General features: G+C 64.1%; 16 protein-coding genes and 1 tRNA gene. 6 read left to right on the forward strand and 11 right to left on the reverse strand.

The window, feature by feature from the left end; translation table 11 throughout:
- Positions 1-73: 73 nt before the first annotated feature.
- Genes RPS27_RS31430 through RPS27_RS31440 form a run of 3 tightly spaced genes read right to left on the reverse strand, consistent with a single transcriptional unit; the run spans position 74 to position 2,869 of the window.
- Positions 74-1,252 (reverse strand): saccharopine dehydrogenase family protein, encoded by a 1,179-nt coding sequence (locus RPS27_RS31430; protein ID WP_211416757.1) that lies wholly within the window; start codon positions 1,250-1,252, stop codon positions 74-76.
- A 9-nt stretch (positions 1,253-1,261) separates the two neighbouring features.
- The gene (locus RPS27_RS31435; RefSeq protein WP_212068274.1) at positions 1,262-2,044 is read right to left on the reverse strand and encodes a DUF169 domain-containing protein; all 783 of its coding nucleotides are present in this window, start codon (positions 2,042-2,044) and stop codon (positions 1,262-1,264) included.
- A 57-nt stretch (positions 2,045-2,101) separates the two neighbouring features.
- Complete coding sequence (locus tag RPS27_RS31440; protein ID WP_212068432.1) at positions 2,102-2,869, reverse strand: YdcF family protein; 768 nt, start codon at positions 2,867-2,869, stop codon at positions 2,102-2,104.
- A 167-nt stretch (positions 2,870-3,036) separates the two neighbouring features.
- Between RPS27_RS31440 and RPS27_RS31445 the strand changes: the two genes are divergently transcribed.
- The 3 genes from RPS27_RS31445 (at position 3,037) to RPS27_RS31455 (ending at position 4,919) form a co-directional block, all read left to right on the forward strand.
- Complete coding sequence (locus tag RPS27_RS31445; RefSeq protein ID WP_212068275.1) at positions 3,037-3,978, forward strand: acetamidase/formamidase family protein; 942 nt, start codon at positions 3,037-3,039, stop codon at positions 3,976-3,978.
- Positions 3,979-4,178: 200 nt separating this feature from the next.
- Complete coding sequence (locus tag RPS27_RS31450; protein ID WP_007603456.1) at positions 4,179-4,376, forward strand: hypothetical protein; 198 nt, start codon at positions 4,179-4,181, stop codon at positions 4,374-4,376.
- A 72-nt stretch (positions 4,377-4,448) separates the two neighbouring features.
- Entirely contained in the window at positions 4,449-4,919 is a 471-nt protein-coding gene (locus RPS27_RS31455; protein ID WP_211416754.1) for a GcrA family cell cycle regulator, read from the forward strand.
- A gap of 262 nt (positions 4,920-5,181) precedes the next feature.
- On the opposite strand, the gene RPS27_RS31460 is transcribed toward RPS27_RS31455, so the two are convergent.
- Complete coding sequence (locus tag RPS27_RS31460; RefSeq protein WP_211416753.1) at positions 5,182-6,738, reverse strand: porin; 1,557 nt, start codon at positions 6,736-6,738, stop codon at positions 5,182-5,184.
- Between the two features lie 399 nt (positions 6,739-7,137).
- On the opposite strand from RPS27_RS31460, the gene RPS27_RS31465 reads away from it, so the two are divergent.
- Positions 7,138-7,644, forward strand: a complete 507-nt coding sequence (locus RPS27_RS31465) for a MarR family winged helix-turn-helix transcriptional regulator (protein WP_194407794.1) — start codon at positions 7,138-7,140, stop codon at positions 7,642-7,644.
- A gap of 65 nt (positions 7,645-7,709) precedes the next feature.
- Here RPS27_RS31465 and RPS27_RS31470 read toward each other — a convergent pair whose 3' ends face one another.
- Complete coding sequence (locus tag RPS27_RS31470; protein ID WP_212068276.1) at positions 7,710-8,825, reverse strand: alpha/beta hydrolase; 1,116 nt, start codon at positions 8,823-8,825, stop codon at positions 7,710-7,712.
- Between the two features lie 250 nt (positions 8,826-9,075).
- Positions 9,076-10,047 carry an SDR family NAD(P)-dependent oxidoreductase gene (locus tag RPS27_RS31475; RefSeq protein ID WP_194407792.1) on the reverse strand — a complete coding sequence of 324 codons (972 nt, stop codon included), beginning with the start codon at positions 10,045-10,047 and terminating at the stop codon, positions 9,076-9,078.
- 455 nt (positions 10,048-10,502) lie between these two features.
- Here RPS27_RS31475 and RPS27_RS31480 point away from each other — a divergent pair, with 455 nt between their 5' ends.
- Positions 10,503-10,670, forward strand: a complete 168-nt coding sequence (locus RPS27_RS31480; RefSeq protein ID WP_249132184.1) for a hypothetical protein — start codon at positions 10,503-10,505, stop codon at positions 10,668-10,670.
- Positions 10,671-10,794: 124 nt separating this feature from the next.
- Here RPS27_RS31480 and RPS27_RS31485 read toward each other — a convergent pair whose 3' ends face one another.
- Positions 10,795-11,760, reverse strand: a complete 966-nt coding sequence (locus RPS27_RS31485; protein WP_212068277.1) for an alpha/beta hydrolase fold domain-containing protein — start codon at positions 11,758-11,760, stop codon at positions 10,795-10,797.
- 119 nt (positions 11,761-11,879) lie between these two features.
- Between RPS27_RS31485 and RPS27_RS31490 the strand changes: the two genes are divergently transcribed.
- Positions 11,880-12,509: a TetR/AcrR family transcriptional regulator gene (locus RPS27_RS31490; RefSeq protein ID WP_313754924.1), complete on the forward strand. Its 630-nt coding sequence runs from the start codon at positions 11,880-11,882 to the stop codon at positions 12,507-12,509.
- Between the two features lie 27 nt (positions 12,510-12,536).
- Here the strand turns inward: RPS27_RS31490 and RPS27_RS31495 are convergent, their stop codons facing one another.
- The 4 genes from RPS27_RS31495 to RPS27_RS31510 all read right to left on the reverse strand — a co-directional run bounded on the left by RPS27_RS31495 (position 12,537) and on the right by RPS27_RS31510 (position 14,289).
- Positions 12,537-12,926: a hypothetical protein gene (locus tag RPS27_RS31495; RefSeq protein ID WP_212068278.1), complete on the reverse strand. Its 390-nt coding sequence runs from the start codon at positions 12,924-12,926 to the stop codon at positions 12,537-12,539.
- Positions 12,927-13,135: 209 nt separating this feature from the next.
- A tRNA-Pro gene (locus RPS27_RS31500) sits at positions 13,136-13,213 on the reverse strand.
- Positions 13,214-13,341: 128 nt separating this feature from the next.
- Positions 13,342-13,923: a MerR family transcriptional regulator gene (locus RPS27_RS31505; protein WP_212068279.1), complete on the reverse strand. Its 582-nt coding sequence runs from the start codon at positions 13,921-13,923 to the stop codon at positions 13,342-13,344.
- A 24-nt stretch (positions 13,924-13,947) separates the two neighbouring features.
- Positions 13,948-14,289: an integration host factor subunit alpha gene (locus tag RPS27_RS31510; protein WP_018456841.1), complete on the reverse strand. Its 342-nt coding sequence runs from the start codon at positions 14,287-14,289 to the stop codon at positions 13,948-13,950.
- Positions 14,290-14,311 lie beyond the last annotated feature (22 nt).

Raw genomic sequence — 14,311 nt, forward strand, 5'->3', positions numbered from 1 at the left:
GCCCACCATCTTTCCAGGCATTCGACAGAAGACGTGGGCACGCTTCGCTTTGCCCACCCTACGGAAGCTACGCCTATGCTTCCACCCTGAACGTCAGCCCCGCATTGTCCTGCAGCCGCTTGATCAGCTTGTGCTGCATCGCCGCGCCTGGTGTCCAGAAGCCGGCCGGAACATCCGTCGCGTCGCGCAGCAGGCACATCGCGCATTCGGAGATCATCTTCGAGGTCGAGCCGTAGCCGGGATCGCGGTCGCCGGTGACACCGGCGCGGACCGTGCGACCATCGGGCGCGATCGCGACATAGAGCAGATTGAAGAGCCCCTTCTCGCGTTCCTCCTTCGACGGCCCCTCGCCCGGCTTCGGCGCGTTCGGACCGGTCTTCTCGGCGTTGGCCGCCATCACGCGCTTGGCGTTGGCCTCGCCCTTCTCGCCGGGGCCGGTCAAGACCATCTCGTCGTAGACGAAGTCCTGGCCATAGGGGAAACCCATCAGCATGTTGGAGCGATGGACGTTGCGCGTGTTGATCAGCGCCATCATGAACGGCGCAGCCCAGGAATTCAGGTCCTCCTCGAAGGCCGCCTTGTTGCCCTTCGGCTGCTTCGGGCCGGTGAACCCCGGCGTCAACGCAAAATGATCGTTGAGAATGGCGACGAGGCTGAGATCCTTGGCGACCGCGTCGAACGTCGCTTTCGCACTCGCCGCGGTGCCGCCCGACAATGTGCCGCGCATGTCGCGCACGCGTCCCTTCACACGCGGAGCCGGCGCACCGAACACGCGCTTGGCCTCCTCCTGCACGAAGAACGTCCCGAGCTCGAACGGCACGGAATCATAGCCGCACGAGAACACGATGCGCGCGCCGCTCTCTTTTGCAGCCGCCTCGTACTTGTCGATCATCTGCCGCATCCAGACCGGCTCGCCGCAGAGATCCAGATAATCCGTGCCGGTGGCGACGCAGGCCGCGAGCAATTCCTCGCCATAGAGCTGGTACGGACCGACCGTCGTGATCACCGACATCGTCTGCTCCGCCATCGCCCTCAGCGAGGCCGCGTCCGACGCATCCGCAACGATCAGCGCCGTATTCCCGGGCGCGCCGATCGCATCGCGTACCGATTTCAGCTTGCCGAGGCTGCGGCCTGCCATCGCCCATTTGAGCGAATTGTCAGTCTTGTATTGCCTCGTCAGATATTCGGCGACGAGCTGGCCGGTGAAACCGGTTGCGCCGTAGACGACGATGTCGAATTTCGCAGAGCTCATGCTCGTCCCTTACTTTTTCGCGTAACTCACGCCCATGCCGGCACGAACGTCGCTTTGAATGCCATAGGGCGGGATCGGATAGCGCAGGCCGTTCTTGGCCAGTGCCTTCATGCCCTCGATTGCCTTGGCGAGATGCGCGGGCTTCAAGGCCATCAGCATCTCCTCGTCCGGCACGCCGCCATAGCGCCGTTCGGCATAGCATGGCAAGGACAGGCTGGGCTCCCCGGTCTTGAGCGCCCGCCCCCACGAATCCGCGCAAGCGGTTTCGCCGACCACACCCCATTCGAACTTCTTGTAGCCGGTATATTGCAGCCCGTTGATCAGGATGATCATCTGCCCGGGCGTCGCATAGACGAGGCAGATATCGGGCGGATCGAGCCGGCCGCTCGCGAGCGGACTGACGGCGAGCGCCTGATACTGTCCGAATGGAACCACGTCCAGCGCCTCCTGGCGCTTGCGCGCGTCCTCCGCCGTGCCGTGCCAGACTCCGACATAGTTTTCACCGGCCAGCCATTTGTCGTCCTGGGGGCTCAGCCCGATCACCGCGCGGCACTGCGCGCCGACGAGGTCATCCGCGGTAATGCCGACGGTCCAGCCGAGCCGCGAGGCCATGCTGACGATCTGATCGGTGGTATGGATCGCATTCGGCCGCCGGATCTTCGGGATCGCTTCCATGTCCGCGGTACGCGCGAACAGCTTCATGCCGATCACATTCGTCTTCAGCCGCAGCAGGCTGTTGAGATCGGCGACGAGGCCGGCAAGATCGATGCTGTCTGCGCTGTGCTGTTGCATGACTTCCTCCGGACGCAGCGATCGTGCGCCGCGTATTCTTGTTTTGCGGCTCTCGTTCTAGTCCTTGCCGGGTCGGGGAAGCAACTCGCCGGTCCGGCCCATCAGGCGGTAAACCACGAGGCCGATCCACTCGCGCACCGCAACTTCGGTTCGGCCGAGACCATCCATGCCCATGTTGGTGAAGGACAGGAGATCGTCACGTCCGCCCATCCGCCAGTCGACCGGATAGGCCTCGACGTCAAATCCGGCCTTGCGGAAGATTCCCATCGAGCGTGGCATGTGGAAGGCGGAGGTCACCAGAAGCCAGCGCTCGCCCGGCTTCGGCGTCACCAGCTCTTTGGTGAAGATCGCGTTCTCCCAGGTGTTGCGCGAATTGCGCTCGAAGATCAGACGCTCCTTCGGGATGCCCAGACTTTCCAGGATCGGCGCGGAGTAGTCGGCTTCCCGGGCGTCGTTGGAGACGATGTTGGCGCTGCCCCCGGTGAACACGATGCGCGCATTCGGATAGCGGCGCGCGAGCTCGGCCGGCGCAAACAGGCGATCGGCGGCGTGCGCGACGACGGGCGTGCGATGCGCCGCCGACAGATCGGTGTCGACCGAACCGCCGAGCACGATGATGCCGTCGGGCGCGCCGCGCGCGGCGTCCCACGCCGGAAAGCGCGTTTCGAGCGGATAGATCAGCAGATTGCCGAGCGGCGAGAACGCCGCCAGCGCCAGCAGCACCAGCGTGGTGACGGCAAGCTTGCGGCCGAGCGCGGCAAAGCGCGTTGCCATCAGCACCAGCGAGACGATACCGAGCTCGACCAGAAGATTGATCGGCAGCAGCGCGGCGCCAAGGGTCTTGGACAGAACGAAATACAGGGGAGCCTCGCGGGGATGATCTTGCCAGTCTGCGCGGGGCTTGACCTGCCCGGCGATCTTCAGACAGCTTCTTGAAAGATGATCGATCGCCGGGTCAAGCCCGGCCTGATGAAAGCGACCGGACGCGGCAAATGACCCATCACTACCTGCATTCCAGCCCCAAAACCTGCCATTGGGGCTTCTTCGAAGCCGCGCTGAAGCCCGTCCTCACCATCGCCAGCGGTGATGAGGTGACGGTCGACACCATCAGCGGCGGGCCGGACATGCTGCCCGACCGCGACAAGTTTCACATTCCGCCGGAGATGCACGAGGTTCACGCCAGGAACGAGCGCATGCTGCCCGGCCACATCCTCACCGGCCCGATCGCGGTCGAGGGCGCCGAGCCCGGGGACGTGCTCGCGGTCGAGATCCTCGATGTTCAGCTCCGGCAGGATTGGGGCTGGAACATGATCAAGCCGCTGGCCGGCACCCTGCCCGACGATTTCCACGAGACGCGCATCCTGAACATCCCGCTCGACCGGACACGGATGACCGGCCGCATGCCGTGGGGCCTCGACCTGCCGCTCAAGCCGTTCTTCGGCGTGATGGGCGTATCGCCGCCACCAGCCTGGGGCCGCATCTCCTCGCTGGTCCCGCGCGCGATGGGCGGCAATCTCGACAACAAGGAACTGGGCGCGGGCGCGACGCTCTATTTGCCGGTGTTCGTGCCGGGCGCGATGTTCTCCTGCGGCGACGGCCACGGCGTGCAGGGCGACGGCGAGGTCTGTGTCACCGCGATCGAGACCGCGCTGCAGGGCCGCTTCCGCCTGACGCTGCGCAAGGACCTCAAGTTCGACTATCCCCGCGCCGAGACGGCGACCCACTACATGACCATGGCGATGGATCCCGACCTCGACCAATGCGTGGTGCGCGCGCTGCGCGACATGATCACGCTGCTCGGCGAGACGCGAAACCTGTCGCGCGAGGACGCCTACACGCTGTGCAGCCTGGCCGCCGATCTCAGGGTGACCCAGACCGTCAACGGCTCCAAAGGCATCCATTGCATGATCGAAAAGGCCATCGTGCACGGCTGAGCCGGACCGCCCTTCCCGACCTGCTGACGCCACGTCGCCGCCCGTATCCCCGCGCGGTGCGCTGAGTCGTGTCTGATTTCCCGTGCGATTCCAACATGCTGAGCGTCAAGCGCAGCCTGCATTTGACTTCCGGCCCCGAACCTAAATAGAGTCTTAATCGTTACTTTTATGTACCCGAGTAAGAGGCTAGCGTTCGGGCCATGGCCACCGAAAAAGCCGAGACTGACCGTATTCCCGTAACCTTGGCGCTCTCGACCATCACCTATTTGGAGAAGCTGGTGAGACAGGGCACCCACGGCACCAGCGTTCCCGGCGTCGCACGTACCTTGATCGAGGAAGGCATCCGTCTCGCCATCAAGGACGGGCTTTTGTCGATCCGCGACAATGGCAGGACGTGAGCGCGCGCCGAACGTGAGGCGGACGGATCTCGAGGCGGATGGCCGACATCTGCAACCTGGGACCGTTGACAAATGCCTGTTCTCTCACCGACCTGGACCGACGAACGAATTGAGCTCCTGAAGCGGCACTTCGAGGCCGGCCTTTCCTGCCGCGAGATCGCCGCCGACATCGGCGTCAGCCGCAACGCCGTGATCGGCAAGCTGTCCCGCCTCAACCTGACGCGTGGCCGCACCGGCGATGAGCGCAAGATTCAGGACAGAGGCCCGGCGCGCGCGAAGGCGGTACCGCGGCTGCAATTCGAGATGCTCGCCACGATCTATGGCGACACCGACGCCCCCGTGGTGACAGGTCCGATCGACGAGGCCAATCGCTGCTCGCTGCTGGAGCTCTCGGAGAACCGCTGCCGCTGGCCGATCTCGACGCCGGGCGCCGAGGACTTCTGCTTCTGCGGCAATTCCGCGCCCGACGGTCAGCCCTATTGCGCCGGCCACAGCCGCCTCGCCTACCGGCCGACCGCCCGCGTTCGCGTGATGCGGGGCTGAACTCTACTTGCGGACATAAAAAACCTCCGGCGGGGCATCGCCGGAGGCTTCTGGAGGCTTAGCGTGAAGCTAAGAGCCGCAACTTTCGTATCTGGCTTTCAGCTATATAGCTTAGTAGCTCATGTAAGTAAATTAATCTGGGACGCTTGGATCGCATGGCTCGTCTTCGTCCGCCGCACGGCGATGAGACGCGCGAGCGCTGCAAAGAAAAAGCCCCGGCGGTTGTCCGCCGGGGCTGTGTCGGATGGAAGCACCTAGAAGCTTACCAGTTGCGCTGGGCGCGCAGCAGCAGGCTGTAGGTGTCCTGGTCCTTCAGCTCGTAGGTCGCCGCCGGCTTGGCGACGCCCGTCAGCGCGGCGGTCGTGATCGCGCCCGAATACTTCTGATCAAGGTGGCTGTAGGTGAAGTCAGCCGAGAAGGTCAGGTTCTTCACCGGCGTCCAGCGGGTGATGACACCGACCTGGCCGATGTTGAAGTCCGGGTTGCAGGTGCCGGTCAGGGTGGCGAACGCGGCGCTGCCGCAGATCAGGCCCTTCGCGGTGCCGTTGTAGTTGACCGCGGCCCACGCGCCGTAGAGCGCCGTGTTCCAGTACGGGCTCCAGTTGTGGGTGAAGGCACCCCGGAAGCCGTAGGTCTTGGTCAGCTCGAGCTGACCGCCCGGGGCGAACACCGCGTCAGACACGCCGGCGAAGCCGATGCTCTGATAGGCGGCGTTCGAGCTGCCGAACATCGAGTAGCTGGTCGCGGCCAGCTCCTGGAAGTTGTAGCGGCTCGCGCCCTCGGTGTAGACGCCCGAGATGTTGATCACGTCGCCGGCGCCGGTCGGGATGTTCTTGATGCCCAATGCGAGCTGAACGGCCCAGCCCCATTTGTCTTCGGGATGACCGGTGGCTTCGTTGGCGCCGTAATAGGCGACATGGTTGTCGTGAGCTGCGACCGACGCCTGGAAGATGCCCCAGGCCTGATCGACGCGAACCATCGCGACGAGATCGGGCGAGCGGCTGCCGCCGATGTCGTTCGAGCCGTACGCACCGCCGAGCACGCCGGTGGTCGACATGCCCGCGGTGTTCCAGAGGCTGGTCTGGTAGACCTGCGTCTGGTCCTGCGCCGAGAACGCAGCCGTGATGCCCTGGCCGAAATCGGCCGTGTAGGTGAACTGCGCCACGCCGTTGGTGGTGCCGCTGCCGCCGACGAGCTGATCGAAGTTGTTGCCGGGATAGTTGATCCAGGGCGCGTCGAACTGCGACACCGCCTTACCCATGGTGAAGCCGGCGAACTGGATGAAGGCGTAGTACACGCCGAGCGCGCCGCCCGAGGTGTTGCCGTCGGTGCCGTTGATGACGCCGCCGCTCGAACCGGTGAGCCCGGTGCCGGCCGCGTTGAGGCCGATCGTGCCGCTGTACTGGGTCGCGCCCGTGGCCGACCCCGTGCCGCCGTAACTGCCGGTCGTCCAGGTGAAGACCGCGTCGAAATAGGTGCGGACGACGCCGTACTCGGTCGCGGTGCGCGTGTCGATGTTGAGGTCTTCACGAGCGCGCATCGAGTAGTAATTGGTCAGGCGGTTGTTGGCCGCGAACACGCCGTTGTACTGGGCGCTGTAATTGCCGCCGGCGTTCAGCGCCACTTCGGCACGCACATAGCCGCCGAGCTTGATGCAGGTGTCGGTGCCCGGGATGTAGTAGTAGCCCGCACCGTACAGCGAGCAGATCTTGACATACTCGACCGCCTTGGCCTTGACGGGAAGATCGGCCGCCTGGGCTCCACCGACGGCGATCAGACCCGCCGCAGTGCCGAGCAAAAGGCTCTTCACCACTTTCATTTAAAACCTCCAAGTTGCTCATTTTGCGGAGACGGACCGTGAGGCCCCCCCAGATCCCCGCCTCTCAAATCCGCTCGGCCGCTTTCGGCACCCCCGCATCGCGACGCGAGGAACGTGAGCGAACCACCTGCAACGGGACGATCGAGTACCCCCACCGTCGGGGAACAATATGCAGCGCGTCGTTCGCTAATCAAAATAGTTTATTAGATCAGCTTTATGGTTTCGCCCGACCTGTGCTCCGCGCGCAACACCGGAAGTCAACGGGCTAATGCTGAGCTGATCATCTTTGTAATTTTAGTGACGAAATTACCCTGCTCTGCACTTGCGTCAGAGCAGGCTTGCGTGGACTATGGCCCTCCACGAACACCGGCCTGAACGATCGTTCACTGGAGTGACGCTGTGTCCGCGACGAGGAAAGAAGGAGCGCGTATGCGCTCGGTCGGCAATCTGGATATCATCAGGCGCTTCACCTGGGAGATATCGTCGATCAACATGCATCTGGAGGAATTGCGTCAGTTGTGGGCGAAGACGCTCGGCATCAGCGGCCCGCAATGGCTGATCCTGATGGCCATCTCCGACCTCGACAAGGACGAGGGCATCCCGGTCAACGTCGTCTCCAAGCTGCTCCACGTGGATCCGTCCTTCATCACCACTCAGTCCAAGCTGCTGGAGAAGAAGGCCCTGTTGCGCCGTCGCCCCTCGCCGACCGACGCCCGCGTGGTGCGGCTGTCGCTGACCGACAAGACGCAGAAGCACATCGCGAGCCTCAACGAGCAGTACAAGACGATTCGCGAATTCGTCTTCCAGGAGTTCGACGAGGACGAACTGGCGGAATTCACCACCAAGCTCGCGACGCTGAAGACTCGCCTCGAGAAGGCCTGCGTCCGGATCTCGCTCGACTTCTAGGGCATGATCCGGAAAAGCGTGCCGCGGTTTTCCGACAAGATCATGCCCAAACGATAAAGCCGGGTTCAGATCCGGCGGGCGGCGGCGCCGAGCCGCGATTCGAGCCAGTCGAAGATATATTCGTTGGCAAGGCTCGGATTGTCCGCGTGGGCCTGCGCCGCGCCGGTCTCGGCGGCCGTGAAGACCTTCAACATGACATCCGAGCTGCCGAGCCGGGAGCTCTGGACGATCTGACGGGCCCGGTCGGCCTTGAGCCAGCCGTCCTCGCCGAGCGTGATCAGCACCGGACAGTCGGCGCTGGAGGCCATCAGCGGCGCATGCGGCACCGGCACGATGCCGACGTCGCTCAGCGCGAATCGGCTGGCGAAGAAGGCGCGCTCGTGCAGGTCCCACAGGCCGCCGTCGCAGACGGCGGCGGCAAGCCGCGGCTCCTGCAACACCGCCCGCGCCACGAAGGAAGAGCCCCAGCCATCGGCAATGATTCCGACGCGAGCGAAATCGACCTCGCCGCGCGGCTCCAGATAGTCCATGACGGAAGGAATCGCGGTCTCGAGATCGCGGCGCCGCAACAGCGCATCGATGAAATCGTCGCGCTGGTCGCCGAACAGATCCAGCGCCAGCAGCGAGAAGCCGCGCTCGCGCGCATGCGGCGCGAGCTTGAACAAGAACTCTTCCTTGCGGTGGCCGGGCTCGCCGATGCAGATCACGGTCGGCGCCCGCACGCTGCCCGACGAAGCCGGGAGGAAGTAGCCCTGCAGCGCATGTCCGTCGAGCCAGGGGATGGTCACGACCTCGCCTGCCGGACTGCGCGTCGAAAGGTAGCGGCGCGCGCATTCCTGCATCGCCAGCACCGCGACCCAGCGGCGCTCGTCGTCCTGCTCGAGCGGCATGGCCGCCGCACCATAATAGTTCATGGCGCGCAGCCAGTTGCGCTGTGCGCTCGCCATATGGCCTTCCGCGAAGGCGGCCTCGGCGCGCTGCCGGTTGGCTTGCGCCAGCCGCTTCCATTCGCGATGCCAGGAGCGATCGTCGCCGCGCTTCAGCTGTCGCGCGATCATCAGGCATTCGGCGATCGTGGCGCCGCCCTCCTGGGCCGCGGTGAGCAGCCGCGTGAATTCAGCGGAGATGTCCTCTCGCTCCGGGCAGAGGATCCAGTCGTCGGAGAGGCATGCGGGTATCATCGGAGCTGCGCTCTATCATCGCGTTACCCCTGATTGACTAAACCATTTCAGGTGTCCGACCAAGACGCCGCGCGCGGCATTACAGGCGTTCGAGATCACCTTCGCTTGAGCGACGATCCGTGACGCATGCATGACATTCCGATCCGACATGGAGAGCCGGCGATTGGCAAGAGGTGGCACGCAATATCACGCGCACCCCCCTTGTCATGATGACTATCATACCTATATCGGCGCGCGCCCGCCGGCGGTCTCAACCGAGCTTCCAGCCGACCTCCTGCGTAAAGCTTTCGTAGAAGGCGCGGTCATAGGCCTGCTCGGGCGTGGCGCGCACGCGTTCGTCCAATCGCCTGGCGTCCTCGCCGACGAGGATGCGCCAGCGCTCCGCCTTGACCCCGTCGAGAATGATCTTGGCCGCTTGCGCGGCCGTCGTCGGCGCATCCTCCAGGAAGCTGCGGGCGCGCTCGGCGAACGCCGCCTGAATGTCCTCGTCCGACATCCTGTCGGCATCCGGCACGCCCGCCGCGACCATGCGCTTTCGGGTCAGCGCGACCTCGTCGGCATTGAGTCGCTCCGAGCCGTCGGCGCTCTGCACCTTGCGCGAATTGGAGACGATCGAGGTGCCGATATGGCCGGGCATCACCACCGAGCATTTGACGTGCGGCGCGTGCAGGCGGAGGTCGTTGATCAGGGCTTCGGTGAATCCCTTCACCGCGAACTTCGCCGAGCTGTAGGCAGTGTGCGCCTGGTTCATGCCGATCGAGGCCCAGAAGCCGTTGACGCTCGCGGTGTTGACGATGTGGGCCTCGTCCGCCGCGACCAGCATCGGCAGGAAGGTGCGCACGCCGAGATAGACGCCGCCCCAGCAGATGTTGAAGGTGCGTTCCCACTGCTCGCGCGTGTTGGTGAACAGGCTGCCGCCGCCGCCGATGCCGGCATTGTTGAACAACAGATTGACGCGATCGGTCTTCTGCTGCTCGGCGAGCTCGTCGCGAAACCGTTTCAGATGATCCTCGATCGAAACGTCGGCGACATGCGTGGTGACGCGCAAGCCTTGCGGCAGCTTCTCGGTCTCGCACAGCCGCTTGGTCTCGGCCATGGCCGCTTCCGAGACGTCGCACATCGCGACGTTGCAGCCCTCGGCCACCAGCTGCCGCGCGAGCTCGCGCCCCATACCCGTGCCGCCGCCGGTGATGACCGCGATCTTTCCAGCAAAATCCTTCATGGGACTGGAGTCCCTCCCTTGTCGGTATGTTTCTTCGTCGCCGCGCCGTTCGCCGACGCGCGCGCAAAATGTAGCAGCGCTGCACCGGCAGGTAAAAGCGGGGCGCCGCGGTGTCCGACATCGCTTATTTCGGCGGATGGACTATTCCGACGCTTCGTCGCGCCGCTGCCCCTCCGAGCCACACCCGCAATCGGACATAACCGTCCGGTTCCCGTATTTGTCCGGCTTCGGTTTATGGGCAAATTTTTTACAATCCGAATCATCAAATGGACACCGGACGCTGGGTCGAGTCGGCCAGGCCAGCGTGTTGTTTGCGTGTCACAGGCTCTGGCACTCCGCTTGCATTCTCTTCGTGGTCCAAAACTACCGATGAGGTGACAGGAATGTTCGTGACCGTCGTAGCCGTGCTCTGCCGGCTTAGCGCAGCTAGCTCAGGCAGTTGCGTCGAGGAAATCGTGACCGACAGCAACATGACGCCCGAGATTTCGATGATGCAGTGCGCGGTCGGCGCACAGGCACCCCTGGCGAAATGGATGGGCGAGCATCCGATCTATCACGCCAATTGGCGCCTCGAGCGCTTCAAATGCGTGCCGGGTCACTACGAGATCAAGGGCCACGCCTGAAGATCCCGCAAAACTACTGACGCGAAGATAGAAGACGACGAGGAAACGCCCCGGAGGCCGCCTCCAATGGGCCCCGCGCCAGTCGACACGACGGCGCATCCCTGTGACAACGGTCACACGCCTCTCACGCCACCGCCCGCAAAATCATCGCGCGCGCGCGCCGGCCCTCCGGCGTCGGCATCAGCGCATAATTGTGCGGCTGGTCGCGGAGCAGATGCAGATCCACCGGCACGCCCACCGCCCTCGCCCGCTCCGCCAGATCGACGCTGTCGGGATAGAGCAGATCACGCGTGCCGGAGAAGATCGTCATGGGCGCGAGGAAGCGGAACGCGCCGTTGAGCGGACTGACGAAGGGGTGGCCGACATCGAGCTCGCCGGCATAGAGCCTGGCAGCCTCGACGATGCCGGGAATGTCCTGGACCGGATCGCGCGCCGCGATCTCGATCTGCTCGGGACGGCTGACCGAGGCGTCGGCCGCCGGCGAGATCAACATCAGCCGCGCCGGCTGTCGGTGCCCGCGATCGCGCAGCCATTGGCAGGCGGCGAGCGCAAGGCCCGCGCCGGCGGAATTGCCGACCACCGTCACCTTTGCGGACCCGGCATCCTCCAGCAGCATCCGCAGCAGCTCGGCAGTCCTTGGGACAAGGTCCTTCGCGGTGGTGCGCGGCGCCAAGGGATAGATCGGCACGACGCAGACGACGTTCGCCTTGCGCGTCATCTCGCCGACAAAGCGCCAATGCGCCGGCACGATCTCGTTGATGTAGCCGCCGCCATGCAGGAACATGACGAAGTTGCAGCCCTCATGGCCCGACGCCGGCGCGGTGTAATAGACCGGCCAGCCGCCCATCCTGGTCAGGATCGCCTCGACGCCGCGGCCGAGCCCGGTCGGCTCGAACGAGGCCGGCTGCAAGGCAAGCTTCTGCACATGCGCCTTCACGGCTTCGGCGGAGGCGAGCTGCTGCTTGTAGGGGAGCTGCCGCAGCACCGCGTTGAACAGACGGCTCTGCAGGCTCGGCGCGGGATCGTGGTTGCGCGGCGCGCACATCGCAGGACAAAACTGCAGGGACGACACAAGTCTTGCGACGCTCATGGTCCGTTCTCCGCCTGGCTTTCGCATCCATATGGCGACGAAGATGGTTGCGAGAAGGCCGCCATAGGCCGATATAATGCGAGCATTCGCTCGCTTTTCCTACTCGCATTCGGATCGCAATGCCATGGCCCGCACGCCGCCGACAAATCCGCGCAAAAAACGCCTCACAGGCGCGCTCACGCGCCACCGTCGACGCACTGGTCGAGGCGACCGCTCGCATTCTGGTCCGCGACGGTTTCGAGAAGGCGAGCACCAACCGCATCGCGGAGATCGCCGGCGTCAGCGTCGGCTCGCTCTACCAGTACTTTCCAAGCAAGGAAGCCCTCGTCGCCGCTGTGATCGAGCGTCACAACGAGGAGATCATGGGCATCGTCCGCGCCGCCCTCGTGGAAGTCGCCGACCTCCCGATCGACAAAGCCGTGCGAAAGCTCGTCACCGTCGCGATCGAAGCCCACCGCATCAACCCGAAACTGCACCGCGTGCTCGCCGAGCAGATTCCCCGCACCGGCCAGCTCAAAGACGTCGAAGCCTTCAACCGGGAGGTCCAAACCCTCGTACGCAGCTATCTCGAAAGCCGCCGCAAGGAGATGCGCAAGGTCGATTTGGATGTAGCGACCTTCATCTGCGTCAGCGCGATCGAGTCGGTCGCGCACAACACGGTGCTGCACGGAGCCGAGATGCTGTCGGAGAAGATGGTGAAGGTGCTGGTGGACGAGACGACGCGGCTAGTGGTGGGATATTTGAGGTAGGTGGCATTTCTGCTTGGCAGCGAGCTTCTAGGGAACCCCGCGCGCTCTGAGCTGACGTATCTGCCGGCCGATCGCAATCGCCCTGTCCTGTGCCCAGAGTTGGTCATATTGCGCGACTTCATGCCTGACGAGATCTTCCGTCGTGGCCCCTTGGATGATCTGTTCTCTATTCTTCTGGCTGCAGAAATAGGCGACGAGTCCAGAAATCTTCTGCTGCTCGTCCACCGTTTGATCAGACAATCGCGTTAGACTCTCGCGCCACAGACAATCCTCACGTGCGATCTCGTCGCGAAGGATTTGCATCAGCTGATCAGTTTCTCGATCTGCCGGTCCCTCGCCCGCCAACGTGGGCGAGCCGGCTAGTGCGAACATGCAGAGCAGGGCAATCCGAGACATGACCGGGCAAGCTGCCATCATCACATTGCTCCTGTTTTACCGCGGACAAAAATCGCTTCGGAAAAACAACACAAGATCAATGGCGTTGCTACTGTGCATGGGGTTGTTTTCGGCTTTTTGTTATGCGGGGCACCGAACCAGCCACCGCCATCGACCGGCGCGCATCCGACACCGCGCCAGGAGCCAGGTCCAGGCTCGGTTCATCCACCCCAACAAATGCTTTGAAAAAATGGTCGGAGCGAGAGGATTTGAACCTCCGACCCCTAGTCTCCCAGACTAGTGCGCTAACCGGGCTGCGCCACGCTCCGAACGTCGTTCCATTAGCTAGGATCGGCGCGATGCGCAAGGCGAGGTCGCAGCATTTTGGTGCCTCTCCTTGATCGGCTCTGAGCCCGAAGCGCCCCGGGGAACTGGCCGCGCGATCCGAATACCGCCCCTACCCGTCTTTCAGCGCCTGATCCAGCATCTCGCGGCAGGCGACGAGGTCTGCGAGCGCCTTCCCGAGGCGCTCCCGGTCCAGCGCGCTGGGCCCAGAGGGCGCGGCGGGGGTGCCGCCCTTGCGGAAGGTGGTGAGGATCTCCTCGTCGTCGATCTCGCTGAAGCGGAAGTCGATGCCTTCCTCTTCGTCGCCCTGGTAGTCGTCATCGTCGGTGTCGGTGACGCCCTTGATCGGCGCCTCCTCGTCCTCGGGCTCCATCAGGCTTGCGCCGATGGCGTCCTCGATGGCGCCGAACGAGACCGCGGCCGCGCTGTCGGCGAGGCCCTGCACCGATTTGACGCCGTGCTCCTTCAGGATCCGCTGCACGCCGCGGATGGTGTAGCCCTCGCCGTAGAGCAAGCGGCGGATGCCCTTGAGCAGGTCGACGTCGTCGGGGCGGTAATAGCGGCGGCCGCCGCTGCGCTTCATCGGCTTGATCTGGGAGAAGCGGGTTTCCCAGAACCGCAGCACGTGCTGCGGGATGTCGAGCTCCTGCGCTACTTCGCTGATGGTTCGGAACGCATCCGGCGCCTTGTCCAAATGCCAAATCCTTCGCGGAAGGCGTTACGCCTCGGGTTGAGCCTTGCTGGCATCACCATTGGTGCGGTGCTGGGCATTGATCCGCTGCTTCAGGATCGCCGATGGCTTGAACACCATGACGCGGCGCGGCGAGATCGGTACCTCGGTGCCGGTCTTCGGGTTGCGTCCGATGCGCTGACCCTTCTTGCGCACCATGAAGGACCCGAACGAGGACAGCTTCACCGTCTCGCCCTTCTCCAGGCAGTCGGTGATCTCCTTCAGCACGAGTTCCACGAAAGCGGACGATTCCGTGCGCGACAGGCCCACCTTCTGGTAGACGGCTTCGCACAGATCGACACGCGTTACGGTTTTACTTTGATCGGTCATCGCCCTGCCCCACATCACGGCG

It is taken from the genome of Bradyrhizobium sp. WYCCWR 12699 (assembly GCF_032144035.1).
Taxonomy (GTDB): Bacteria; Pseudomonadota; Alphaproteobacteria; order Rhizobiales; family Xanthobacteraceae; genus Bradyrhizobium.